The sequence below is a fragment of the Ruegeria sp. HKCCA5426 genome (genome assembly GCF_013034585.1).
In the GTDB taxonomy this organism is placed as follows: domain Bacteria; phylum Pseudomonadota; class Alphaproteobacteria; order Rhodobacterales; family Rhodobacteraceae; genus Ruegeria.
Window position 1 is genome coordinate 311,881 of sequence record NZ_WQGH01000001.1, and the last position, 24,416, is coordinate 336,296.

The 24,416-nt window shown below is 55.7% G+C and carries 25 protein-coding genes and 1 tRNA gene; 10 read left to right on the forward strand and 16 right to left on the reverse strand.

What is annotated here, in order from left to right; all coding sequences use genetic code 11:
* Positions 1-45: 45 nt before the first annotated feature.
* Positions 46-1,068, reverse strand: a complete 1,023-nt coding sequence (gene ilvC, locus GOV87_RS01530; protein WP_171121092.1) for a ketol-acid reductoisomerase — start codon at positions 1,066-1,068, stop codon at positions 46-48.
* 132 nt (positions 1,069-1,200) lie between these two features.
* Between ilvC and GOV87_RS01535 the strand changes: the two genes are divergently transcribed.
* Both GOV87_RS01535 and GOV87_RS01540 read left to right on the forward strand, forming a co-directional pair.
* A complete protein-coding gene (locus GOV87_RS01535; RefSeq protein ID WP_171121093.1) occupies positions 1,201-1,656 on the forward strand; it encodes an Lrp/AsnC family transcriptional regulator in 456 nt (151 codons plus the stop codon).
* Positions 1,653-2,111: an Lrp/AsnC family transcriptional regulator gene (locus GOV87_RS01540; protein WP_171122861.1), complete on the forward strand. Its 459-nt coding sequence runs from the start codon at positions 1,653-1,655 to the stop codon at positions 2,109-2,111. Before GOV87_RS01535 ends, GOV87_RS01540 begins: the two co-directional genes overlap by 4 nt.
* Before the next feature lies 1 nt (position 2,112).
* On the opposite strand, the gene GOV87_RS01545 is transcribed toward GOV87_RS01540, so the two are convergent.
* Positions 2,113-2,727: a GntR family transcriptional regulator gene (locus GOV87_RS01545; protein ID WP_371808559.1), complete on the reverse strand. Its 615-nt coding sequence runs from the start codon at positions 2,725-2,727 to the stop codon at positions 2,113-2,115.
* 316 nt (positions 2,728-3,043) lie between these two features.
* Here GOV87_RS01545 and GOV87_RS01550 point away from each other — a divergent pair, with 316 nt between their 5' ends.
* Complete coding sequence (locus GOV87_RS01550; RefSeq protein WP_171210586.1) at positions 3,044-4,171, forward strand: aminotransferase class V-fold PLP-dependent enzyme; 1,128 nt, start codon at positions 3,044-3,046, stop codon at positions 4,169-4,171.
* A 10-nt stretch (positions 4,172-4,181) separates the two neighbouring features.
* On the opposite strand, the gene GOV87_RS01555 is transcribed toward GOV87_RS01550, so the two are convergent.
* The 3 genes from GOV87_RS01555 to GOV87_RS01565 all read right to left on the reverse strand — a co-directional run bounded on the left by GOV87_RS01555 (position 4,182) and on the right by GOV87_RS01565 (position 6,435).
* Positions 4,182-5,378: a UbiH/UbiF family hydroxylase gene (locus GOV87_RS01555; protein WP_171210587.1), complete on the reverse strand. Its 1,197-nt coding sequence runs from the start codon at positions 5,376-5,378 to the stop codon at positions 4,182-4,184.
* A gap of 76 nt (positions 5,379-5,454) precedes the next feature.
* Complete coding sequence (locus tag GOV87_RS01560) at positions 5,455-5,703, reverse strand: hypothetical protein (protein ID WP_171121098.1); 249 nt, start codon at positions 5,701-5,703, stop codon at positions 5,455-5,457.
* Between the two features lie 87 nt (positions 5,704-5,790).
* Complete coding sequence (locus tag GOV87_RS01565; protein ID WP_171210588.1) at positions 5,791-6,435, reverse strand: pyrimidine 5'-nucleotidase; 645 nt, start codon at positions 6,433-6,435, stop codon at positions 5,791-5,793.
* Positions 6,436-6,535: 100 nt separating this feature from the next.
* On the opposite strand from GOV87_RS01565, the gene GOV87_RS01570 reads away from it, so the two are divergent.
* Positions 6,536-7,183, forward strand: coding sequence for a GntR family transcriptional regulator (locus GOV87_RS01570; protein ID WP_171121100.1), 648 nt, complete (start codon positions 6,536-6,538; stop codon positions 7,181-7,183).
* 3 nt (positions 7,184-7,186) lie between these two features.
* Here GOV87_RS01570 and GOV87_RS01575 read toward each other — a convergent pair whose 3' ends face one another.
* Together GOV87_RS01575 and carA are read right to left on the reverse strand one after the other, a co-directional pair.
* Positions 7,187-9,058: a glycosyltransferase gene (locus GOV87_RS01575; RefSeq protein ID WP_171210589.1), complete on the reverse strand. Its 1,872-nt coding sequence runs from the start codon at positions 9,056-9,058 to the stop codon at positions 7,187-7,189.
* An 80-nt stretch (positions 9,059-9,138) separates the two neighbouring features.
* A complete protein-coding gene (gene carA / locus GOV87_RS01580) occupies positions 9,139-10,305 on the reverse strand; it encodes a glutamine-hydrolyzing carbamoyl-phosphate synthase small subunit (protein WP_171210590.1) in 1,167 nt (388 codons plus the stop codon).
* Positions 10,306-10,488: 183 nt separating this feature from the next.
* Here carA and GOV87_RS01585 point away from each other — a divergent pair, with 183 nt between their 5' ends.
* Positions 10,489-10,974, forward strand: a complete 486-nt coding sequence (locus GOV87_RS01585; protein ID WP_171121103.1) for a GatB/YqeY domain-containing protein — start codon at positions 10,489-10,491, stop codon at positions 10,972-10,974.
* Between the two features lie 23 nt (positions 10,975-10,997).
* Here GOV87_RS01585 and GOV87_RS01590 read toward each other — a convergent pair whose 3' ends face one another.
* The 3 genes from GOV87_RS01590 to ctaD form a co-directional block, all read right to left on the reverse strand.
* Entirely contained in the window at positions 10,998-11,489 is a 492-nt protein-coding gene (locus GOV87_RS01590; RefSeq protein WP_171210591.1) for a DUF2244 domain-containing protein, read from the reverse strand.
* A 44-nt stretch (positions 11,490-11,533) separates the two neighbouring features.
* Positions 11,534-12,133 carry a 2-hydroxychromene-2-carboxylate isomerase gene (locus GOV87_RS01595; protein WP_171210592.1) on the reverse strand — a complete coding sequence of 200 codons (600 nt, stop codon included), beginning with the start codon at positions 12,131-12,133 and terminating at the stop codon, positions 11,534-11,536.
* Positions 12,134-12,471: 338 nt separating this feature from the next.
* Positions 12,472-14,130, reverse strand: a complete 1,659-nt coding sequence (gene ctaD / locus GOV87_RS01600; RefSeq protein ID WP_171121106.1) for a cytochrome c oxidase subunit I — start codon at positions 14,128-14,130, stop codon at positions 12,472-12,474.
* Positions 14,131-14,417: 287 nt separating this feature from the next.
* On the opposite strand from ctaD, the gene GOV87_RS01605 reads away from it, so the two are divergent.
* Positions 14,418-14,837 (forward strand): HIT family protein, encoded by a 420-nt coding sequence (locus tag GOV87_RS01605; RefSeq protein WP_171122878.1) that lies wholly within the window; start codon positions 14,418-14,420, stop codon positions 14,835-14,837.
* 417 nt (positions 14,838-15,254) lie between these two features.
* On the opposite strand, the gene lipB is transcribed toward GOV87_RS01605, so the two are convergent.
* Positions 15,255-15,911 carry a lipoyl(octanoyl) transferase LipB gene (gene lipB / locus GOV87_RS01610; RefSeq protein WP_171210593.1) on the reverse strand — a complete coding sequence of 219 codons (657 nt, stop codon included), beginning with the start codon at positions 15,909-15,911 and terminating at the stop codon, positions 15,255-15,257.
* Positions 15,912-15,949: 38 nt separating this feature from the next.
* A complete protein-coding gene (locus GOV87_RS01615; RefSeq protein WP_171210594.1) occupies positions 15,950-16,609 on the reverse strand; it encodes a DsbA family oxidoreductase in 660 nt (219 codons plus the stop codon).
* Between the two features lie 142 nt (positions 16,610-16,751).
* Between GOV87_RS01615 and GOV87_RS01620 the strand changes: the two genes are divergently transcribed.
* Positions 16,752-16,838, forward strand: a tRNA-Leu gene (locus tag GOV87_RS01620).
* Positions 16,839-17,128: 290 nt separating this feature from the next.
* Positions 17,129-17,926, forward strand: a complete 798-nt coding sequence (locus GOV87_RS01625; protein ID WP_171210595.1) for a sulfotransferase domain-containing protein — start codon at positions 17,129-17,131, stop codon at positions 17,924-17,926.
* A gap of 108 nt (positions 17,927-18,034) precedes the next feature.
* Here the strand turns inward: GOV87_RS01625 and GOV87_RS01630 are convergent, their stop codons facing one another.
* From GOV87_RS01630 to GOV87_RS01640, 3 genes are all read right to left on the reverse strand, one after another.
* On the reverse strand, positions 18,035-19,054 hold the full coding sequence (locus GOV87_RS01630) for a glycosyltransferase family 2 protein (RefSeq protein WP_171122890.1): 1,020 nt from the start codon (positions 19,052-19,054) through the stop codon (positions 18,035-18,037).
* A complete protein-coding gene (locus tag GOV87_RS01635) occupies positions 19,044-20,507 on the reverse strand; it encodes a glycosyltransferase family 2 protein (protein WP_254447292.1) in 1,464 nt (487 codons plus the stop codon). Before GOV87_RS01635 ends, GOV87_RS01630 begins: the two co-directional genes overlap by 11 nt.
* Before the next feature lie 281 nt (positions 20,508-20,788).
* Positions 20,789-21,091: a DUF6476 family protein gene (locus GOV87_RS01640; RefSeq protein WP_171122892.1), complete on the reverse strand. Its 303-nt coding sequence runs from the start codon at positions 21,089-21,091 to the stop codon at positions 20,789-20,791.
* Between GOV87_RS01640 and GOV87_RS01645 the strand changes: the two genes are divergently transcribed.
* A complete protein-coding gene (locus GOV87_RS01645; protein WP_171122894.1) occupies positions 21,090-22,124 on the forward strand; it encodes an RluA family pseudouridine synthase in 1,035 nt (344 codons plus the stop codon). The genes GOV87_RS01640 and GOV87_RS01645 overlap by 2 nt on opposite strands.
* A gap of 146 nt (positions 22,125-22,270) precedes the next feature.
* Complete coding sequence (rpoH, locus tag GOV87_RS01650; protein WP_170383778.1) at positions 22,271-23,167, forward strand: RNA polymerase sigma factor RpoH; 897 nt, start codon at positions 22,271-22,273, stop codon at positions 23,165-23,167.
* Between the two features lie 48 nt (positions 23,168-23,215).
* Here rpoH and GOV87_RS01655 read toward each other — a convergent pair whose 3' ends face one another.
* Positions 23,216-24,397, reverse strand: a complete 1,182-nt coding sequence (locus GOV87_RS01655) for a dipeptidase (RefSeq protein WP_171122896.1) — start codon at positions 24,395-24,397, stop codon at positions 23,216-23,218.
* Positions 24,398-24,416 lie beyond the last annotated feature (19 nt).

Here is a 24,416-nt window from a genome sequence, read left to right on the forward strand (position 1 = left end):
AAAAGGGCGACCCGTGGGCCGCCCTTTCGCACTATCCCAAAAGGATCAGTTCTTTTCTTTGTCGACCATTTTACCAGCCGAGATCCAGGGCATCATGGCGCGCAGCTTGGCACCGGTTTCCTCGATCATGTGCTCGTCATTGGCACGGCGCGACGCTTTGATGGTCGGCTGGCCAACGGCGTTTTCCAGCATGAAGTCACGAACGAATTTACCCTGCTGAATGTCGTTCAGAACCTCTTTCATGCGCGCTTTGGTCTCGTCGTATTTCAGGATACGCGGGCCGGTGACGTACTGGCCGTACTCAGCCGTGTTCGAGATCGAGTAGTCCATGTTGGCGATGCCGCCTTCATAGATCAGGTCCACGATCAGCTTCACTTCGTGCAGACACTCGAAATAGGCCATTTCAGGCGCGTAACCTGCCTCGACCAGCGTTTCAAAGCCGCAGCGGATCAGTTCGACCAGACCGCCGCACAGAACAGCCTGCTCACCGAACAGGTCGGTTTCGCATTCTTCACGGAAGTTGGTTTCGATGATGCCCGAGCGGCCGCCACCGATGGCCGAGCAATACGACAGGCCAATTTCCAGCGCCTTGCCGGTTTCGTCCTTATCGACGGCAACTAGACAGGGTACGCCGCCGCCTTTGACATATTCGCCACGAACGGTGTGGCCGGGACCTTTGGGGGCCATCATGATGACGTCGACGCCTTCTTTCGGCTCAATCAGGCCGAAGTGGACGTTCAGGCCGTGGGCAAAGGCAATGGCCGAGCCGGGCTTGATGTTGTCATGCACATATTTCTTGTAGGTTTCGGCCTGCAGTTCATCGGGCATGGTGAACATGATCAGGTCACACCATGCGGCTGCTTCGGCGATGCCCATCACGGTCAGACCTTCGGCTTCGGCTTTCTTGGCCGAGGCCGAGCCTTCGCGCAGCGCAACGACGAGGTTCTTTGCGCCCGAGTCACGCAGGTTCAGTGCGTGGGCGTGGCCTTGGCTGCCATAGCCCAGGATGGCCACTTTCTTGTCTTTGATCAGGTTGATGTCGCAATCGCGATCGTAATAGACGCGCATGTCGCTGGTCCTTTCTGTTTAACTTGGCGACGGTTCTACTTGCGATCTTTCGGGATGGCGATAGCGTTTTCCTTGTTATTCTGTATGGATTGTGAGAAATTATTCTCTAAATTGCCACAATTGGAAAAAATCATGCTCGATGACGTCGATCGGCGAATCCTGCGCCATTTTCAATCTGATCCCACATTGTCGACCGCGGAACTGGCCGAGCGCAGTCGTATCAGCGCAAGCCTGTGTTGGCGTCGCATTGAAAAGATGCAGGAAGCCGGCGTGATCGAAGGGCAGGAGGCCATCATCGACTGGGCCGCGCTGGGGTATGCCGTAGAGGTATCGCTTCGGGTCACGCTGGATAAAACGCAACCCCGCGCGTTTGACGAGTTTACAGCGGCCGCCCGTCAGGTGCCCGAGGTGATAGAGATTCAAACCTTTCTGGGCCGTGTGGATGTTCGGTTGTCGATATTGGCGCGGGATATGTCCCACTATCAGAAACTCTATCGGGATCAGATTCTTACTCTGCCGCATATCGCGGATATCGAGGCCCTGATGCACATCGCGCGCGTCAAAAGCGAAGTGGCTCTTCCAGTATGATCGAGTTGGATGAGATCGACCGCAATATCCTGCGCGCTTTGGTGCAGGAGGCATCGCAAAGCGCAGGGGCATTGGGGCGCAAGTTGGGACTGTCGCAACCCGCTACCTGGCGCCGTATTCGGCGACTGGAAGATGCAGGGGTGATAAAGGGTCGCCGCTTGCGTTTGAACGCCGAAGCTTTGGGTTTTGGCGTGACGGTCTTTCTTGGCGTCAAACTGGCCCGCAAAGGGCAGGTGAGCCTTGAGGACTTTGAACGCGCCGTCAGCGCAATCCCCGAAGTGCAAACCGTCGAGCACGTACTAGGGCTGTATGACTATCGGTTGCGGGTCGTTGCACGCGACCTTGCTGACTTTGAGCGTGTCCTGCGACGGCGGATCATGACCTTGCCCGGAGCCGGAGATGTCGAGGCCAATGTTCTTCTCAGCGAAGAGCGATTGCCCGGACCAATCGGCTAAATCAGTATTTTGTGCGGATGCGGTATCCCGGATGATGGGTCATCCGCGCAAAGGTCATGGGCTGACCGTTCTTCCATGTGGTGCGTTCAAGTTGAATCATGGATGCCCCGGCTGTAGTCCCCATGAATTCAGCCAGACGACCATCCGCAGACACCGCGCAGAATGCGACCTCGGCCTCGGTGAAAGGTGCTGCATTCAACAGCCACTCATGCGGGCCATGTGCGTTCAGATCGGCGTGCTCAACTTCTGGGACGGCATCTATGTTGATCCAGCGTTCTTCCAGTTGGAAGGGGCGATTGTCGGCGTAATGCATACAAATCACGTGCAGCACCCGCACGTCCGGCGAAACGCTAAGCTGTGATGCAAGCCAACCCGGACTTGCAACCACGTTCCGTTCGACCAGGGAATACCGGTAGGTAGAGTTTTGGCTTTCAACCGACTGACGTGCCAGCGAAAATTCCAACTTTGCATGTTTGCTGGGCTCTTTTTTGACGCGCGTACCGCTTTTACGCTTTCGCTCGACAAAGCCTTGTTCGGCCAATTCACGCAAGGCCCGGTTCACGGTTGCGCGCGCGCAATTGAACTCTTCAGCGAGTTGCGTTTCCGTCGGCAGCAAGGATCCCTGTGGCCAAATTCGAGTTTCGATTCGCCTTTTAACCTCGTCCCGAACAACTTGAAAACTGATCCGTTTTTGCGCCGTCACGACCCGAATTACCTTTCTTCCATAAAGTGAGTGTATCTGGTCAGAAACACGCATCGGTGTAAAGGGGCGTTGACACTGTTTGGCGTCACATTTTGGGGTGTTTTTCGCCAAAAAATCAAGTTTTCTATTGAACTTATGGGCTTCCCTGACGTCAATTGCGTTCGGCAGGTATCACTTGCCACCAAGTGCCCGTATTCGGGGCCGTCAATGCAAAGTGAAAGGACGTGTCATGCCAGCACTATTGGATACCGTTGACCCAAATGGGCTTGAAGAATTTTCGGTCGTCTTTACGGACCGTTCTCTGAATCACATGTCGGTACAGTTTCAGCAGGTCATGCGGGACATTTCGGCGATGCTGAAAGACGTCTACAACGCGGACGGCGTCGCGGTTATCCCCGGAGGCGGCACCTATGGCATGGAATCCGTCGCGCGTCAGTTTGCCCGGAATCGAAATGTTCTGGTCGTTCGCAACGGATGGTTCTCTTATCGTTGGAGCCAGATCATAGAAACCGGCGGTCTGACGGCCTCGACAACGGTGCTCAAGGCGCGGCAGGTCGGGAACTCCAGCCCTTCGCCTTTCGAACCAGCTCCAATCGAAGATGTCGTTGCGACCATACAAGATCAGCGCCCGGATGTGGTGTTCGCCCCGCACGTGGAAACGTCGGCGGGTGTCATTCTGCCCGACGACTACGTGACAAAAATGGCTAGAGCCGCTCATGAGGTTGGTGCGCTGATGGTTCTGGATTGCATCGCGTCGGGATGCGCGTGGGTCGACATGAAGGCCACAGGTGTCGATGTTCTGATCTCGGCCCCTCAGAAAGGGTGGAGCGCGTCGCCCTGCGCCGGTTTGGTCATGTTGTCCGAGCGCGCAGAGGCGCGGTTGGAAGAAACCACCTCAGACAGCTTTGCGATAGACTTGAAAAAATGGCGTCAGATTATGGTGGCATACGAAAACGGTGGCCATGCGTATCACGCGACGATGCCGACGGATGCTTTGCGCGCCTTTCGTGACACGATGGTTGAAACCCGCGACTATGGGTTTGACAAGCTACGCCACGCGCAATGGGCGCTGGGTGACGGTGTCCGCGCGATGTTGAAGGAAAAGGGCGTGATCTCTGTCGCGGCAGATGGCTTTGGCGCTCCCGGGGTGGTGGTAAGCTATACGTCGGACCCGGACGTGCAAAACGGCAAGAAATTCGCCGCTCTGGGCATGCAGATCGCGGCTGGTGTGCCCCTTCAATGCGATGAACCGGAAGGGTTCAGCACATTCCGGCTGGGTCTGTTCGGACTGGATAAGTTGTATGACGTAGACAGGACCATCGCACGGTTGAAACGCGTCTTGGATCAGGTTCTTTGAGCGTCGGCATTCACCGAACGCCAAGGCCCATCTGCATCAGTGTCTTTCGCACCGTCGGCAGCGAATAGAGGGCGTTCAGCCCCATCGCCCGAGCATCACGCAACGCCCGCGTTTCGATCATCGAGGCGCGATTAAGAAGGTCGATGCCTTTGACCCTCATCGCGATCTCGCTGTGTCGGGCTTTGTGATAGGCATCCAGCATTTGCACGTCACCAAGGCCCTCGGGCCGTTCAGCGGCAAGGTCCAGCAGGCTGCGAAGATCACCCAGTGACATATTCAGACCCTGCGCGCCAATGGGCGGAACGACATGCGCAGCCTCGGCCATCAATGCGATCCGTTCCCCGGACAGACGTTCAGCCGACTGGCTGACGATCGGCCAGATGGTTCGCTGCGAGGCAAGTTTCAGCGGGCCGAACAACCCGCAAGAGCGTTCGGTCATGGCGGCCTCAAACGCTTGCGGCTCGGTGTTCAGCAACTCGACCGCGCGCGGTCCACGTTCCATCCACACAACCGCGGAAGAAGGCTGACCCTGCCAGTCCGGTAGAGGGACCAGAGTGAATGGGCCACCGGACCGGTGAATCTCGGTCGAGACATTGTCGTGTGGGATTGGGTGCGTTACTGCAAAGGCCAGCGCCTTTTGCCCGTAGCGCGTTGTTTGCACAGAAATTCCAGCAGCTTCGCGCATCGGGGAATCGCGCCCATCGGCAGCCACAACAAGTTTGCAAGAAACACGGCTGCCATCACTCAGTCCGACGCGGGCGTAGGCGGTTCGGGTGAACAGGCTGGCGGTTCCGGTCCCCGGGCGGAAATCGACATTCGGAAGTTCAGCCAGACGGTTCACCATTTCGCGCCGAAGCAACCAGTTCGGCAGGTTCCAGCCAAAGGGTTGATCCGAAATGTCGGCGGCGTCAAAGTCCCGCACCACACGTGGTTCAGGCACGTCGCCGCCTGCATCCACGATACGCATGATCTGAAGAGGGGCGGCATGCGGGGCCAGCTTTTCCCACAGCCCACACTGTTCAAGCAACCCGCGTGCTGGTTGCAAAAACGCCGTGGTCCGCATGTCCGAGCCGTCGACATCGCGTTCGGTAACAGGTGGAGCAGGGTCGACGCACACGACATCAAACCCGGCTGTCCCAAAGGCTGCCGCAGCAGTCAAACCGGCAATCCCGCCACCAGAAATCAGGATGTCACAGCTTTCAGTCATGGCCTTGGTCTCCGTATCTTGGGCAGACCCTAGTGCGGTTCCAAGGCGCGTGCCAAGTGACATCCTGTCCCGTGTCTTAACCTCGGGTAATCAGCAAAAGGATCAGGAACATCACCGGCACCATCATCACGGCGGGGATATAAAGGCCCGGCAGCCCGAACAACAGGGTCGAACAGCCCCACATGCTGAAGATCGCAAGGGCGGCATAGCCCCAATCCTCGGCCTCGCCATGGGCAACGTCCTTGGCCATCCAGCCAAACAGGGGAATTGCAAACAACAGGCGCTGCCAGATTGGCAGACGCCGAGGGGCCTCGATCGCGGTCATGGGTGTCTCCGTTTCTATTCGTCGCTGAGGCGCATATAGGGACGATGCTGCGTCTGCGAAATACGCGGAAAGTCGTAGTGTGACAGCCTACCGCAGGCGGGACAGAAATGACGTTAGGTCGTCGGTATGATGGTGGATATGATCGGCCTCATGCGGTTTGGGTGCGACGTGAACCGTCCGCATTCCCATCGCGTGCGGGGCAGCCAGATTGCGCGGGTCATCTTCGAACATCGCGGCTTTTTCTGCGTCAATTCCGTCGCGCTCAAAGATTGCTTCGAACGCGGCTTTCTGCGGCTTTGGGCGATACTCTGCGTGCTCGATGCCGTAAATCGCATCGAACAATCCGCTCAGGCCACGCGCCTGCAATACGCGCTCGGCATAAGGCGCGCTGCCGTTCGTATAGACGATCCGGCGGCCCGGCAGGGCGCGGATGTGATCGGCCAGATCGGCGTCCGGGTCCATATGGCTCATGTCGACCTGATGAACGGCATGAAGATATGGGTCCGGGTCAAGGTCGTGCTCGGCCATCAGCCCGGCCAGAGTGGTGCCGTATTCGCGCCAGTAATGCGACCTAAGCCGATCCGCCTCGGCCCGGTCGACGCCGATGGCCTGAACCACGTAGTCCGTCATCAGCACCTCGATCTGATCGAACAGGCGCATGTGCGGCGGATAAAGCGTGTTATCGAGGTCGAACACCCATTGGGTGACGTGAGCAAATGCAGGTTTGACCATGGCTTGGGTTTAGGCCGCTATGTCTCGGTTTTCAATGCCGGACTTGATTGCGGGGGTCTGAGGCGGATACACAGGTCCGAACGAGGAGACGAACCATCCCATGCCCCAGTCCAAACAGTCCAACAAGGACGCCTACAGCCTGATACTCGAAGCGATTGACGTGGGCGTCTACAAACCCGGAGACCGACTGGTCGAGAGCGAACTGGCCGAGCGGTTCGGCGTATCGCGCACCCCCATTCGCGAAGCGTTGCAGAGACTTGAGACCCAGTCTCTGCTAGAGCGGGACGGGCGGTCGCTGATCGTGGCCTCGCTGGATCATAACCAGATGGCCGAGCTGTATGTGGTGCGTCGTGAACTAGAGGGATTGGCCGCAAGTCTGGCGGCGAAACACGCGACCGAAGAAGAGATCAAGGTGCTTCAGGATATGGTTGCCGCCGACGATGCATTGGTCGATGACCCGACCGCTTTGTCCCGTGCCAACCGCCGTTTCCACGAGCAGATCCATCTGGCTTCGCACAACCGCTATCTGGTTCAGCAATTGGATCTGGTGCATCGAACGATGGCTTTGATGGCAACCACTTCTTTGGCGGTGCAGGGCCGGGGCGAGATCGCCCAAAGCGAACATAAAGGCATTGTCGAGGCCATCGCCGCCCGTGACGAAGCCGCTGCCGCCCGCGCGCTCAAAGAGCATATTTCCGTCGCCTTCATGACGCGTCTGAAACAGGATGCAGTGCGCCGCGAAAACTGACGTTTATTCTGGCTGAATCTCTTCGCAGGCTTGCCCGTGTTGGGTTTTGTCCCAGAAGAATGGGTTTCCGATCAATTCCCACAACGCTTTGTAAGCTGCGACAACCCCAAGCGGAAAGTACAAGGGCATAGTTGGCACCCAAGGTACAAGAAACCTTCTTTCCCGCGCCCAGACCGACAGGACTCCGGCGAAAAGGTTTGTGAGTTCTGCGGCAAGGAAGAGGGCAAATAACGAAAACAGCGCCCAACGCGGCAGCAGTGCCTCCATCGGGTTAAGCATCCCCAGCGCAGTCAGCCAGAACACCCAAAGAGCGGGTGCCAACAGAAATTGCCCTACCGTTCCAAGAAAGAACGCTTGAAAGCCTAGAAACTTCAAGGCCCCGAGGTCGTTCCAAAGCTGGACGGGGTCACGCATGTGAACGAGATAGGTGACCATGAAACCCTTAAGCCAGCGCGAACGCTGTTTTACCCAAGGCCAAGCGCGGAAATTAGCCTCTTCAAAGGTGGTGGTGTCGACCATCTCGGTTCTGTAACCCGCGCGGCTTAGCCGCACACCCAGATCCGCGTCTTCAGTGACATTGTGGGCGTCCCATCCGCCCAATTCCAAAAGCTTTTCCCGGCGGAAAAAGAAGGTTGTCCCGCCCAGCGGAACCACAAGACCCAAGCGCGCGATACCCTGCAACAGAATGCGGAACCAGCTATTGTATTCGATTGTAAAACAGCGCGACCTCCAGTTGGTGCGCGGGTTGTAATAGTCCAGTCCCCCTTGCAGACAGACGACGCTATCGTCTGCATTCGCGAAATGCGTGACCACACGTTCGATCTGATCGGGCTGTGGAGCATCCTCGGCGTCCCAGACACCCAGAATGTCGCCCCTGCAAAAATCGAGTGCATAGTTCATTGCCCGGGGTTTCGTTGTCAGCCCGCTTGATGCCGGAACTTCGACGGACCTGATCCAAGACGGCAGGTCGACATGCGCAAGCGCCGCGCGTGTGACATCGTCGGATGCCTCAAGAACCAAAATGACGTCCAATAAGGCCTTGGGATATGTCAGGCGTTGCAACCGTCGTATCAGGGCGTCTGCTATTTCTTCTTCCTTGTACAGAGGCACCATGATCGACACACGGGGAAGGGGCTGCGGCAAGGGTTTCGGGGCGCTTTTGGGGGTCTGAAACCTCTGGTGCAGAAAACTCAGCAAGCCGCTTAACCGTAGTGCAAAAAACAAGATCAGTGAGCAGACCGCGAGTGTCACGAAGAACATCAGTCCGATTTTTGGTAACGCTGCGAAAATCGCCACCACAGCGATCAGGGCTGCAAGTGGTTTAATCCGTGCGCGACGTGCCCAGGATCGACAGCTATGCTTTGCATCCACTCGGGTCTCGGCATCCGCTGCCAGTTGGGGCGAAAACGTAGCGGCAATCGTGCCGTCGATATCATCTGTCGCCGCAAGGACGGGCAGGACAGTAAGGCCGACTTTGTCCAAGTGCGCTCGAACTGTTTCAAAGCAATCCGGCTTGGCAGTCGCCACCAAAAGGAATGGGCCCACCTGTTTCCAAGGGATCGCGTTATGTTCAAGCCAGAAGCGAACGGGTTTTATCTGGCAAAGCTCAAGAGAAGGCGGGGATGCGATCAGATCAGCAAATTGAAGATGGTTTTGGTCAGCAAGCGCGTTCATCACGTCGCGGCGGTTGACCCAGCCTTCGGCCACAAGAATCTCGCCCAGTGGCACATCCTGCCGGGATCTGAGATCCAGCGCTTTGTCCAACTGCGCCTGAGTAATCAGGCCACTCTCAAGCAGGCAGATGCCCAAAGGTTTTCTGACCTGCACAGGAATAGGCGCCGCCTGCGCAAAGTGTTGCAGGTTCAGTTCAACCATAAAAAACCCTGACACGTAAAACCGGTGTCAGGGTTGTTATATTAAGGTTAACAGCGGGTTAATTCTAACTAAAGCAGCCCTTATACCTTTGCTTTTTGGTTCGCCATCGCCTCGGCGAACCGCTCGAACAGGTAGAAACTGTCCTGTGGACCAGGTGATGCTTCGGGGTGGTATTGCACCGAGTAAACAGGGCGATCTTTCATACGAATACCGCAGTTCGACCCGTCAAACAGCGAGCGATGGGTTTCCACGACACCTTCGGGCAGTGATTGCGCGTCGACAGCAAATCCGTGGTTCATCGAGGTAATCTCGACCTTGCCAGTATCCAAGTCCTTGACGGGGTGGTTTGCTCCGTGGTGGCCGTGGTTCATCTTGACGGTCTGACCACCCAGCGCCAAGGCCAGCATCTGATGACCGAGGCAGATTCCAAAGACGGGCAGGTCGGTGGTTTCTAGCACCTCTTTGATCATCGGCACGGCGTATTCGCCGGTCGCCGCAGGATCGCCCGGACCGTTCGACAGGAACACCCCGTCGGGTTCGTGCGCAAGCACTTCGGCTGCTGTTGCCGTGGCCGGCAAAACTGTAACGTCGCATCCTGCGGTGGCAAGGCAGCGCAGGATGTTGCGCTTGGCACCGAAGTCCAGGGCCACAACCTTGTGCACAGGGGCGTCCTGACGGGCGTAGCCATCGGGCCAGGCCCAACGCATCTCGTCCCACCGATAGCTCTGGGCGCAGGTCACTTCCTTTGCCAGATCCATGCCTTCCAGTCCGGCAAACCCGCGTGCGGCCGCCACCAGAGCCTCGATATCGAAATTCCCCTCAGGGTTATGAGCCAGCGCGACATGCGGCGCTCCCTGCTGACGGATCGCGCGGGTCAGGCGGCGGGTGTCCACGCCGCCAATAGCAATACGTCCGCGACGGGCCAGCCAGGTTTTCAGTTCTTCCGCCGCGCGCCAGTTTGATGGCTCGGTCGGGTTCCATTTGACCACCATCCCGGCTGCAACAGGGTCAGCGGTTTCGTCATCTTCGGGGTTCACCCCGACATTGCCGATATGGGGGAAGGTGAAGGTGACAATCTGACCGGCATAGGACGGGTCCGTCATGATTTCCTGATAGCCGGTCATGGCGGTGTTAAAGCACAGTTCGGCCACGGTCTGTCCGGTGGCGCCAAAGCCCATCCCGTAGAACAATGTTCCGTCGGCCAATGCCAGACATGCGGTGGGCTTGGTCGGGGCGTTCTGCGACATGGGGCGACTCTCTTGCAGGGTAAATCGGCGCATACCTAAGGGGCTTGGGCGCTTGGGTCAAGTCTGTTCAAGTTTTGTGCTATTGTTAAAAATCAATAGGTTAGCCATATTTCTTCCCTGTTGTATCACGCTTTTTGTTTAGATATGGTCGTGGTTCCTTTTCCATGGGGATGGACAGATCATATGGATATGCGATCAAGGGTGAACTCAGCCCTGAAGCAGGCAATGAAAGATAAGGAGGCCGAGCGTCTGTCGACGCTGCGGCTGATTAATGCCGCGATCAAGGATCGTGACATTGCGTCACGTGCCTCTGACAACGAAGAGGCGAAGGGCTGCGGCGATGCCGAGGTTCTTGAAATCCTTGGCAAAATGACCAAACAGCGCAAGGAAAGCGCGCGCGCCTATGAAGAGGGCGGGCGGTTGGACCTTGCCGAGCGTGAGCTTCGCGAAGTCGAAGTTATCGAGGAATTTTTGCCCAAACAACTGGATGAAGATGAGGTCTCTCAGGCCATCCAGACGGCAATCTCGTCAACAGGCGCTGGTTCGATTCGGGATATGGGCAAAGTGATGGGCGAGCTGAAGTCGCGCTACACTGGCCAAATGGATTTCGGCAAAGTGGGACCGATGGTCAAAGATCAGCTCTGCGCGGCTGCAAGCGGCGGCTGCTGACCGCTTTCGCCTCAAACACGACGTTACTGCGCGACCGGGTCGCGCAGTTTCTCTGTCAGATCGTCATACAGGGCGATCCGTTCTTCTTCGGTCAGGAAAGACCCGATTTCCACTTCGCGCCCGTCGCCCTTCAGCGTGACATAGTTGGGTACGGGGCCGCCATGCTTGTGCATCTCAGGGCGCGCCCAGTATCGGTTGCAGGTCCATTCCTGTGACCCTCGGCCGGGATGGTGATGGACAAGCCGGGCCTGCGTACCTGTCAGAGTGAATACCTCAAAAACGCTGCGGGAACGATAGTTCGACTGTATCGCCAACCACAATCCGACCACTGTCAGCAGCAGGAATGGCAGCAAACCCCATAACAGCACGGAACCCAGAACTGCCATCATGGGGATGAGACCGAACAAAAAGACCGCCAGAACAACACGCATAGCCCATTTTGGCGGCAGTGAGTTATGCGGCCACAGGCGCAGTTCCAGATTCGATCCAGAGGTTTGATTCCATCGGTAGGGCATGGTCAAAAAATAACGTCTTGCAATGCAAAGTCGACGCCAAATGATCACACAACGTGACCTACGCGCGACCATGACAAGGCGTCGTCCAGCCGGTCGTCGCCCCAGAAAACCTCGCCCCGCACGACAAGGCTGGGCGCGCCGAATACGCCAAGACGGGAGGCGCGGTCAGTTTCGAATTCCAGTGCTGAAACCGCATGAGGGCTGCGGGCACGTGCCAGAGTCAGACGAGGGTCTTGCTGGCACCGTAAAAGAGCCTCGGAAATTGCCGCCTCGCTGCCAGCTTCGATGCCGTCTTCGAACCAGATCCGGTAGAGGTTTTGTGTAAAGCTCTTGCCCCATCCATCCTGTATTCCCATCAAGGCGACCTGATTGGCAAGTTCGAGGTCAGAAATTGGATAGGGCGCAGGCAGACGGGCGTGGATATGATACTTGGCAGCTCGCCGCTCGATATCGCGCCACATATACGCCGACTTAACAGGCTTACCAGCAAATGGGATGTTCTTCTGTTCGGACATGACGCTTCGGACATTGAAAGGGCGCCACGCAACTGCGACATCATTCTCAGCGCACCAGTCGTCCAAGCGCATGATCGTCAGGAAGCTGTACGTACTGCCAATGGAATACCAAAAATCAATTTCGGGCATTAGATCACCCCGATCTCAGAGTTTCAGTTTCCATAATAGCCTAATTTTTGGATTTTTTCGATCTCTGCCGTTTGGCGATTTTCCAAAAGGGCCAGTGCAGGGTGCCATTCATGCGTCCCATGGGCATGACCTCGCTCACCGATTGCCTTACGCATGTCGATAGCAACGTTTTGCACATGGTGGACTGATGTGAAGGTCCGCCAATCTTCTGAAACATCATGAACTTCAAATTGCGATCTTTTTGGGAGTCTCGGAGCATCTGTCCAACGCGCGTTACCGACGGGTAATGAAAAAGCCCCGCACGAGGCGGGGCTCTATTTGTTTCTTAATGGAAGGGATCAGTGCGCGTGGCCTTTGTCCCAGTCTTCCTGCTTTGGAAGCTGCTCGAACGTGTGTTCGGGCGGCGGGGTGGGCAGGGTCCATTCCAGCGTGTCTGCGTATTCGTTCCACGGGTTCGGGCGTGTTTCTTTTGCGCCGCGCAGCAGGGCGTAGATCACGATGCCGAAGAACAGCAGGAACGAAGCGAACGAGATGAACGCACCAATCGACGAGACAAAGTTCCACTGAGCGAATGCCTCGGGGTAGTCGATATACCGACGCGGCATCCCCTGACGGCCCAGGAAGTGCTGCGGGAAGAATGTCAGGTTGGCGCCGATGAAGAACAGCCAGAAGTGAACCTTGCCCCAGAATTCCGAGTACTGGCGACCCGTCATCTTCGAGAAGTAGAAGTATACGCCCGCGAAGATCGCAAAGACGGCGCCCAGGCTCATCACGTAGTGGAAGTGCGCCACGACGTAGTAGGTGTCGTGATAAGCACGGTCGATACCGGCCTGAGAAAGAACAACACCGGTCACACCGCCAACGGTGAACAGGAATAGGAAGCCGAAGGCGAACAGCATCGGCGTCTTGAACTCAATCGAGCCGCCCCACATGGTTGCAATCCATGAGAAGACCTTAACGCCGGTTGGAACCGCGATGACCATCGTTGCCAGCATAAAGTAGGCCTGCTGACGCAGCGACATGCCAACGGTGTACATGTGGTGCGCCCAGACGACAAAGCCCAGAACACCGATCGCAATGATCGCCCAGACCATCGGCAGGTAACCGAAGATCGGCTTGCGCGAGAAGGTGGCGATCACGTGGCTGATGATGCCGAATCCGGGCAGGATAACGATGTACACTTCCGGGTGGCCGAAGAACCACAGGATGTGCTGATACAGGATCGGGTCACCGCCACCGGCTGGATCAAAGAAGGTGAAGCCAAAGTTGCGGTCCATCAGCAGCATGGTGATCGCGCCTGCCAGAACCGGCAGCGACAGAAGAATCAGCCACGAGGTGATGAAGATCGACCAACTGAACAGCGGCACCTTGAACAGGGTCATGCCCGGGGCACGCATGTTCAGGAACGTGGTGATCATGTTGATCGCGCCGAGGATCGAGGAGGCGCCCGATACGTGCACGGCAAAGATCGCAAGGTCCATGGACATGCCGCCTTCGGTCGTGGACAGCGGCGGGTAAAGCACCCAGCCAACGCCTGAACCGAGCTGGTCATTGCCACCGGGGCTCAGCAACGAGGCCACACCCAGCGAGGTACCAGCGACATACAGCCAGAAGGACAGGTTGTTCATCCGCGGGAACGCCATATCCGGCGCGCCGATCTGCAACGGCATGAAATAGTTGCCAAATCCGCCAAACAGGGCAGGGATGACAACGAAGAACATCATCAGAACGCCGTGATATGTGATCATCACATTCCACAGGTGTCCATTGGGGGTACATGGGTCGGCCATGAACCCTTCGAGGCACATGTACTGCACACCGGGGTGCATCAGTTCGAGCCGCATATAGACGGTCATCGCCACCGAGATAAACCCGGCCAGCGCCGAGAAGATCAGGTACAGAATCCCGATGTCCTTGTGGTTGGTCGACATGAACCAGCGGGTAAAGAACCCACGCTGGTCTTCATGATCGTGACCATGAATGGCTGCGTCTGCCATTAGGTGCCTCCTGTTACAATTCTACCGCGCAGCCGGACCTCTCCGGCGCGCGGGATTCCTGCTGGTTTTAGAATGCGAAGAGGACGCCTTCAATGGTCGAGTTTGATCTGGATCAAGATTAATTGTCGCGGGCAGGGGCCCGAAACGTGCATTGTCGGCTAAATTCACCTTTCAGTTGGGTATCGGTTGCCAAAATTCAAGCGCTGCGCGTTACAGAGGTTTCTTCGCTTGACCCTGGTGCGGACGAAACGCAGAACTGGGCGTAACGCCGAAATCGGAGATTTGACATGACCGCTTACGATCCAGAAAACATCTTTGCCAAGATCCTGAAGGGGGAGATCCCCGCGAACCGCGTTTACGAGGATGACGATACACTTGCGTTCATGGACATTATGCCCCGATCGGACGGTCACCTGTTGGTGATACCCAAAACGCCGTGCCGCAATATGCTGGATGCATCTCCGCAGCAACTGGCATCAGTGATGGCCACTGTTCAGAAACTGGCCAAGGCGGTGGTGAAGGCCTTTGACGCTGACGGAGTAACGATCCAGCAATTCAACGAAACGGCCGGAGGGCAGGAGGTGTTCCATCTGCATTTCCACGTTCTTCCTCGCCACGAAGATGTTGCTTTGCGTGCGCCCGGAACAATGGGGGATTTCGACCTGATCGCGGAGCACGCCGAAAAAATCAGAACTGCTGTTGGCTGAACGTCACGCACTTGATCACCGGGTAGTCGGAACTTCTTGCGGGCCTTGGGCAGTTGATGCGGCTTCGGCCAAAGTGAGAAAGTTTGGGAAAGCCGGATGCGCGAAGTCCGGAGGGTGGATGCCCCAGAAATGAATTGCCGTTCCGATTTGGGGTCGGAACGGCAGACTCGTAAAAAAAACTTTTCCGTTTTCGCAGAAATCCCACGATTACCGGTTTAACACACCACTCACTCTAGAACGGTGAAATCAGTCTAACCGTAAATCTCGGGCCTGTATTCATTTGAGTGGGGTTGGACAGACAATTGTCATGATTCACTCGGCTTTTGCGCGAGTTTTGGGCGCGCTTTGGAAACAGAGCGCAAGCTGGGGTGTGGATTGTTAATCAATTGGAGTCGCGAAACGATTCGGTTTATGACGTCAGGCCCTTATCGTTTCGAATATTTGGGAAAAGGTTTTCTGTAGTGCGGCATCCATGTCTGCCATCGTGACAGGCAGTCCCAAGTCGACCAAAGACGTTACACCATGTTTGGAAATCCCGCATGGCACGATCCCTGAGAAATGATCAAGATCAGGTTCCACGTTGATCGAGATTCCGTGAAAGCTGATCCATTTGCGTAGTCGCAAGCCAATCGCTGCCACCTTGTCCTCGACCGGGGCGCCCGAAGCTGTCAAAGGCTTGTCATCCCGGCGCACCCAAACACCGACGCGACCATCCCGGATTTCACCTTTGACATTGAATTCCGCAAGTGACGCGATCACCCAGGCTTCTAGCTGTTTTACAAAGCGCCGGACGTCTTTCCCGCGTTTGTTCAGGTCAAGCATGACATAGGCAACTCGCTGGCCGGGGCCATGATACGTGTACTCACCGCCGCGCTTGCTTTCGTAAACGGGAAACCGATCAGGATCGGTCAGGTCTTCGATCCGGGCGGATGTTCCTGCGGTATAGAGCGGGGGGTGCTCGAGCAGCCAGACGCATTCATCTGCTTCACCGGCCGCAATTGCCGTTACCCGCGCCTCCATAAAGGCCACGGCATCGTCATAGTCGGTCAAGCCGTCAGTTATTTTCCATTCCATGAGGTCTCTTACCGCGCGGTATCAGGCAGGAAAAGGGGTTACGCCGCCTCTGCCAAACAGCGCCTAAGGATTTGCGCATAGGTATCTTGGCCCTGCGCCCCTGTCACAAGGTACTTGCCGCCAAACACCATCGAAGGCACGCCCGAGATGCCGCGACTTGTCCAGAATTCCTGCTTCTGTCGCACTGGTTGCACGTGGGCACCAGAGGAAAGGACCTGCTGTCCGGCGACCCTGTCCAATCCGACGGCTTCAACAGCGTCGAGAAGGACTTTGGGATCGGAAACATCCTTTTGGTCGGTGAAATATGCCTGAAACAGAGCCATCTTTAGCGGGTGTTGACGCCCTTGGGCTTCGGCCCAGTCCAAAAGCTGGTGTGCGGCAAAGGTATTGTAGATTCGGGACTCTTCGTTGAAATTAAATAAGAAACCCAACTCTGCGCCGATCTGCGTCAACCGATCACGCGCCTGCTGACTTTGCTCGGCCGTAGACCCGTATTTCTCAGCCATGTGCTCGCGCAGGTTTTGCCCGTCGGCCCCCATAGCAGGGTTCAATTCAAACGGGTGCCATCGGAGTTGGGCAAGCACCCCCTCTTGCTGCAGTGCCAGATCAAGCTGCCGGAAGCCGACAATACACCAAGGGCATACCACATCCGAGACAATGTCGATCTGGATGATCGGGCGCGTGTCTGTTGAAGTCATGATGCATCTCCGGATCAGGTGGCAAAGTGAAATCTGTGATACAGATATGAAGGTCGAAAAGGAATTCAATCCGGCTTGTTTTTTGCCTCTTCACATCCCGTTCCGCACCGTCTATACGCGCCTCTACCAAGTCACATACAGTGCGGTCGTGGCGGAATTGGTAGACGCGCAGCGTTGAGGTCGCTGTGGGGTAACACCCGTGGAAGTTCGAGTCTTCTCGACCGCACCAGTACAATCCTCCAGGTTTTCATAGGTTTTCATGCCATGCGTGACTAGGCTGTCATAAGTCGTTATTTTGTCATCCTTTTCGCGCAGTGAATAGCGCTGATTGTTCATAGGGCACCATTAAGCACGCCGTGCATGACGAATTGGTTGAGGCGGTCACTCGTCTTTTTTATTAGTGCCTTAAATGCTTTTGGTATCTGAACACAATTTCCAGGAAATGCCGTGTCAGGCGCTGGGCTCAACGCAACAGCGAATTGACGTGTTCAGAACATCAACTCAAGAGAACTTTCTGCGATGAAGCCTAGATTTTTGTGCGTCGGTACACATCACAAGACTGGCACGATTTGGATGCGAAAGGTTTTTCGTGAAATCCATCAAGATCAATCCATCCCATTTATGCAGTGCTACAGAGCGAAAAGACTTGCTGACGCGGCTGAGACAGGGCCACAGATTATTGTGAATTGGTCGTCTAAATTTCCCAGAGAGCTCCTGGAGCTGGGTCACGCCAGATTTCTGCACGTTATCCGAGACCCGCGTGATGTGCTGCTGTCCGGCACCCGCTATCACCAGATAGCGCCGACCGGCAATGAGAAGTTTCTGCGAGAGGCAAGAGCTGAATGGGATGGCAAGACTTACAAAGAGTATATTTCAAGCCTGCCAAATGAGCTCGACAAGCTCATGTTTGAAATGGAAAACAAGCACCATCAAACTCTGACCGAAATGATGGCTTGGCCATATGGTCATGAGAACGCGATAGACGTGAAGTACGAGGATTTGATCGAAGACTCGACGTGTGATTTGTTCCGAAAAATCCTTAGAAATTTTGACATTGAAGGATTGGATATCGACAAAGCCGTGCGGTCCTATTGGAAGCACTCTTTGTTTGGGGGCTTGAAAAAGAAAACTGACCGAGCGGAACGGATTTCGTTGCATATCGGGTCAGGGGCTAAAGCGCAGTGGCAAAGCAAACTGCCACGTGAAGTCGCCGAGGTATATGAAGCGCGCTATGGTGGTGCTCTGAGGAAGCTTGGCTATGAAAGTAACTCGGATTGGGTGAAGACCTGCCCGCCAAGCAGTCAAATCTTCGCATAATTGCCGTCGAAAAACCGGAATAGCGTGGCTCGGTGTGTCGCGCCGCAATCGGTCGGATTCAAATGCGCCGTGACTTTGGCTTGCATCAAAGATGCAACGACCCATGCTTCATGAAGTTTCAGCTTCCGGTTTCGGAAAATACCCAGAATCCACAAACTCTCGAAACTCGGGCGCCTCAAGTTGATAATCCAGAACACGTCGCGCGCAGTCGTGGCAGGATCGAAGCAGAGCCGCCAGATCGCCATCTTTCAGCCAATCAGACATAATTGAACGAATGGCTGAGGTGTCGATTGAATCGTCATGGCTTGTGTTGATGTCGTATTTCCCAAAATACTCCATGTCGATGCGGTCTTTGTTTTTTGAATTGGCAGTTCCACGTAACCGCTTGAGCAAAAACTCTTCCCGGCTTTTGACCGCATAGTGATTTACTTGTGCAGTTTTGCCTGTGACGTTGTCTCTGTTGCCGCGCCATCCTTTTTGAAGAATATTCCCGCCCATTGGCTTTCCGTCCGCGTTTGTCCAACGCGCCATGTCTGGCTCGATCTCGCGGTGTTTGAAAAAGCGGGGGCGGTGCACTCCGAAATAGTCGAACGTTGAAGGGCGGAATAGCGTTTTGAAACCCCAGACCAAACCGTTTTCAGGGGCCTCGAAAGTTGATCCGCGCGTGAAGCGTTCCGTGACTAGGGCCTCTGGGTCCCAATGTTCCAGCCCACATGACCCCATAAGGCGCCAGTTAACGGATATCGCGTCTGGCGCGCCACAATTGTCGATCAGTGCATCTAAGCTGCGATCGCCTACGTGGACGTTAAGGAATTCATCTGCGTCAAGTATGAGCACCCAATCGGCATCCCGCACCCAGTCCATTCGGTTCGCTCGTGAGTAGGCAGCGCGCTGCGGGTCCATCCTCGGGCCGATGGGGTTATCAAAGTGACGGACCACCCCCAATTGATCAAGGCGGTTGAGCATTAGATTGGTGCCATCGCTGCAGTCGTTGGAAAAGATGCAGAAATCGTCAATGCCAATTGATTTGTGATAGGCCAGCCATTCCAGCAGGTATATTCCTTCGTTTTTTACCGTAGAAAGCAACAGCTTGCGGCCTGCGTTCGGGGGGGTGTCTTCAGTTTTCATCCTCATCCCCGTTGGTCGGTCGTTTCAATGCCCCCTTGGCACTGTATCTGCCAACTGCGTGTTTCACGGATTGGGCTTTACCTACCACGTCAGAAACGCGGTTGTCGGCCTCATCTGACGCTTGAGCAGCCAACGCCATTTTAAGGGTGCGGTCCTTGGACAATGGTACACCCAAACCTGCGGCAGCCTCAGTGTTCATAAATGGATTGTCCGGGACGTTTTCGTCATCCATTCGGTTGTCGGCCCCCGGTTCGTCGCCTTCAAGGTCGTTTGCCGGGGTCTTGCCGGAAAGTTCAAGCAACTCGCGGCGCGTTTGACCTTTTTTCGCCGTCTGAGTCTGAGCGATCATTTTGGCAATCTCGCTGTCGGATACTCCTTGTGCCTGCAGCTCCTTGACCTTCAACTGCCATTCTTTTGGCAAGTGTTGAACAAAGAGAACTTCGTCAAGCTTATTCAGCGGAACCTGACCCGCTGTCTTCAACTCTTCCAGCCATCCTTCATATTCTTCGGTGGCGCGCAGTTGTCGAACGCGGTTCTCATGGTGGTGGATTGCTTTGTCCTGCAGTTCCCGCATTATCGGGTCGGCCAGGATCGCTTCGATTTTTCGCTTGGTCGCGCGAATATGACGCTTCACGTTGGTGGCTTCGGACTCGTTTCGATCAAAAAGCGCGAAATAGGCGGCGTTATACTTGTCTGGTTTGTTGTTCACATTGCCCCGAATGCGCCTGAGCAAATATGACTCGTATGACTTGACCGCATAGTGGTTCATCTCGACCAAGTCATACCCCAAGGTCGGTTTCGTAGAGCGCCAGCCTGACAAAGAAAACTCGTGCGGCATGGGATCGCCTGATCCGTTTAACCAGAACTGGTCCAACAGCAGTTTGGCGTTGGCGGGAAGTTTCTTGGCTTTCTTTATGTGCGGTCGGTGGATGCCAAGTTTCATGTCCCGATATGGCTTGAAGAGGGTTTTCACCCCCCAGCCTTTTGGAAACCTATCCGGCGCGGATCGGGTGTAAGATTCGATTGCCAACCCTGGGTCCCATCGCGTCAGGTCATTCGATCCGAAAAAGCGCCAGGTAATGGCAATCCCATCTGCCTTGGGGTCAATGTTTTCCACAAGGTCTGTGATCCAGCCGCGCCCAACTTTGATGGAAAGGAATTCGTCCGCGTCCATCGTCAGAATCCATTCGCTGTCGGTCACTTCCGGATTTCTGGTTCCAAGCGCAAGGGCATTTGGCTGCGGTTTGCGCCCCTCGGGTACGTCGTTGCGGAAGTGTTGCACCCATCCCAGCTCTTGCAGACGGATCAGCATGTCGTCTGTGCCGTCGGTGCAGTCGTTTGTGTAAACGACAATATTATCGAAACCTATGTGCTTGTGATAGGCGACCCATTCCACCAACGAATGACCTTCATCCTTCATCATGGACATGATCGTGAAACGGTGTTTGGGCATTATTTCTCCATGCCTATCGGTTCCGGCGATAAACAGTTCTTACGAGGGTCTTTCCCGATCCAAGCGGTTCGAGGTTTTTCGCGCATAGTGATGTTCACGGACATTCAGTAGCAAATTCAATGCTCAAGTTAAATTCCACAATCTGGCGAAAGCGGGTATTTTTGAACCTTTTGATGGAAGCCTGATGGCGCAAACTGCGGGGCACTCTGCCTTGAGGTTGTCATAATGGTTCGATCAGACGCAACCAGACCAAATCAAACACAGCCTGTCCTTCCAAAGCGTTACTCGACCTGAACTTCGCTGCGCAGCTTTCCGGTTGTTTTGTCAAATATCAAAATACGATTGTCATCGGTCACGACCGCGTACCAATTGTTGCCAATCGTCACAGCCTGTGCCTTTGCGCCGCCCGGCAGTTCAATCTGGTCGGGCAGAGTGGGGGTTCGGTCCGATAGCCGGATGACAATCAGGGCGAATGTCACTAGAACGCCGCCAATCATCACCGCGGTCAGCAGCATGACCATTCGCCGCAACAATCTGATCTGCGGCGTTTCCAGCGGTTCTTGGGGTTCGGAAGGGACAGTCATGGGCACTCGCCAGATTGAATTTCACATCGCGGCTGATCCGCCGTCACGCCTTGATAAGGCGCTTTCGCGTGATGTGCCAGCCGAGGAAAACCTTTCGCGTACCCGGTTGGGGCGTCTGATCGAAAGCGGCGCTGTTCTGGTTGACGGTTCTCAGGTCACGGATCCTAAGGCCAAGGTCACAGAAGGGGCCACGGTCAAGATAACCGTCGCAGAAGCCGAGGATAGCCATATCGGACCCGAAGAAATTCCCTTGGATGTCGTGTTTGAAGACGATGACTTGATCGTTATCAATAAACCGGCGGGGATGGTGGTTCATCCAGCGCCGGGGTCTCCGAACGGGACGCTGGTAAACGCGCTGCTGCATCATTGCGGATCGGATTTGTCCGGCGTCGGTGGTGTGAAGCGCCCCGGCATCGTCCATAGAATTGATAAAGAAACCAGTGGTTTGTTGGTCGTCGCTAAATCAGACGCAGCGCATCACGGTTTAGCCGCCCAGTTTGAGGCGCATACGGTCGAGAGGTATTACCGTGCTATCTGTTACGGGGTGCCGGATGCGAACGACCCCAGATTGCGTGGGGTCAAAGGGGTCAGTTTTGAGCCCGGCAATGTCATGCGTCTGACCACGCAACTGGCCCGCCACAAGACGGATCGTCAAAGGCAGGCCGTTCTGTTTCATGGTGGCAGGCACGCGGTTACGCGGGCGCGGGTCGTTGAGACTTTTGGCGCTCCTGCTGGGTTGGCCCTGATCGAATGCTGGCTGGAAACGGGGCGCACGCATCAAATCCGAGTCCATATGGCGCATGTGGGGCACGGTTTGGTCGGTGATCCGGTCTATGGAGGCAAGCGAAAGCTGGCCGTCAAAGCCTTTGATCCCGCAACTGCCGAGGCGGTGCGCGCCTTTCCCAGACAGGCCCTGCACGCGGCTGTTTTGGGTTTTGAGCACCCGGTCACAGGCGAATCTTTGCGGTTTGAGGCAAATCTTCCCAAAGACATGGAGAATCTGATTGATCGGCTTCGCGCGCCACTGTCATAATGTGCAAACCATTGTGAGTAACGCGTTCTTATCTTTCCTTTATAGATCGTTAATTCCAAACTGTTAAAGGTACCTCTTGAATGGATCGGGATGACCTCCCATATCCTATGTTAACGAGCTAAACATCTGTCGGAGGGACATGAAACATGGCAAATTACGCAAATCTCCCCGCGCCGACGCCGGAAGGCGGACTGAACCGCTATATGCAGGAAATTCGCAAATTTCCCCTGCTGGAGCCGGAAGAAGAATACATGCTCGCCAAACGTTGGGTGGAGGAGCAAGATACTGAATCTGCGCATAAAATGGTCACATCGCACCTGCGATTGGCGGCCAAGATCGCCATGGGCTATCGCGGCTATGGATTGCCTCAGGCCGAGGTGATCTCTGAGGCTAATGTGGGTCTGATGCAAGCCGTGAAACGGTTTGACCCTGAAAAGGGCTTTCGCCTGGCGACCTATGCGATGTGGTGGATTCGTGCCTCGATTCAGGAGTATATCCTGCGGTCGTGGTCGCTGGTGAAGTTGGGTACGACTTCGGCGCAGAAAAAGCTGTTCTTTAACCTGCGCAAGGCCAAAGCCCGTATCGGCGCGTTGGAAGAGGGCGACTTGCGTCCCGAAAACGTGACACAGATCGCCAACGATCTGGGCGTGACCGAAGAGGAAGTGATCAGCATGAACCGCCGGATGTCCGGTGGCGATGCTTCGCTCAACGCGACGGTTGGGTCCGAAGGCGAAGGCACCATGCAGTGGCAGGACTGGCTTGAGGACGAAGATGCCGACCAAGCTGGTGACTATGAGGCGCGTGATGAATTGGACGCACGGCGCGAGCTGCTGGCTGCTGCTTTGGAGGTTCTGAATGACCGCGAGAAGGACATTCTGACTCAGCGCCGTCTGATGGATCAGGCCGTCACGCTGGAAGAGTTGAGCACGCAGTACAATGTCAGCCGTGAGCGCATTCGTCAGATTGAGGTGCGCGCGTTTGAAAAGCTGCAGAAAAAGATGCGTGATCTCGCGCGTGAAAAGGGAATGTTGGGAACGGTTTAAGCCACCCTAATTCTGGAAAAGCCCGCCGAAGTTGGCGGGCTTTTTTTGTTACTGGGCAAGCTGTTGCCTGAACACGCGCACCATGTTTCCGCCCATCACCTTGCGGATTTGATCCTCGGTCAACCCTTCGTAAAGTAGGGCAGAGGTCAGAGCCGCCAGTTCGGATGTGTCAAACGCGGTCTCGACCGAACCGTCATAATCTGACCCAAGCGAAACATGGTCTTCGCCAACCGTTTCAACGGCGGCCTTGATCATCTTGGCGATACCGGTTGGCGTGATGTCCCCACAGGTGACGTCCGCCCAATATCCCATGCCGATGACGCCCCCGGTTTCGGCAATATCCAGCATCAGATCGTCAGGGTAGTTCCGTTTGACGGGGCAGAACCCATGCAACCCACCGTGGCTGACGATCAGGGGGACGTCTGTCATTGCGATCACGTCCCGCGCGACCTGCGGGCTGGAATGCGCAAGGTCGATCACAACTGGCATCGCTGCCAACTCTGCTACGACCTCACGTCCGAAATCTGACAGTCCGGTATTTGCCTGCCCGTGAAGCGATGCACCCAGTTCGTTGTCGAAAAAGTGGTGAAGCCCGAACACCCGATGCCCGGCGTCAAAAATGTCATTGAGATTGGCCAAATCACCTTCCAGTGGATGACTACCTTCGATGCCCAGAATTCCGCCTACGATTGGCTTGCCCGCGGCGCGCGCTTCAAGCACCTGTTCCAGATCACCGCGTGTCTTAACGACTTTAAGCTGGCCATTGGACGCGGCCTCGAACTGGTGGAGCTTTTCTGCCTGATATATCGCGCGTTCCTTCAGACTGCCCCATGTACGCAGCGGCCATAACTGACCGACGGCCAGAAGGGTGATGTTGTCAAACGACTCCGCGGAATTGGCTTCATAGTTCTGGCCCGCCGGGGATTTCGTTACAGCGGTGAAAACCTGCAGGGCCACGTTTCCTTCGATCAGGCGCGGGATATCGACCTGTCCGCGTGTACCACGCTCAGTCAGGTCCCGGCTCCACAGCAATGGGTCGGCGTGAAGATCACCGACGATGAGGGTTTCGTGCAAGGCGGCGGCATCATTCGTCACATCGTAGGGGGCGTGCGCAATAACATTGTTGCGTTCCGCTTCGATGTAAGGTGGTAGAAACACGAAGAAAACCAACGCCCCGATAACCACCGTGACGGCGATCAGGATACCAACCCATTTGAAAAACCTGCGCATTTGCTCTCCCTCTCGTTGT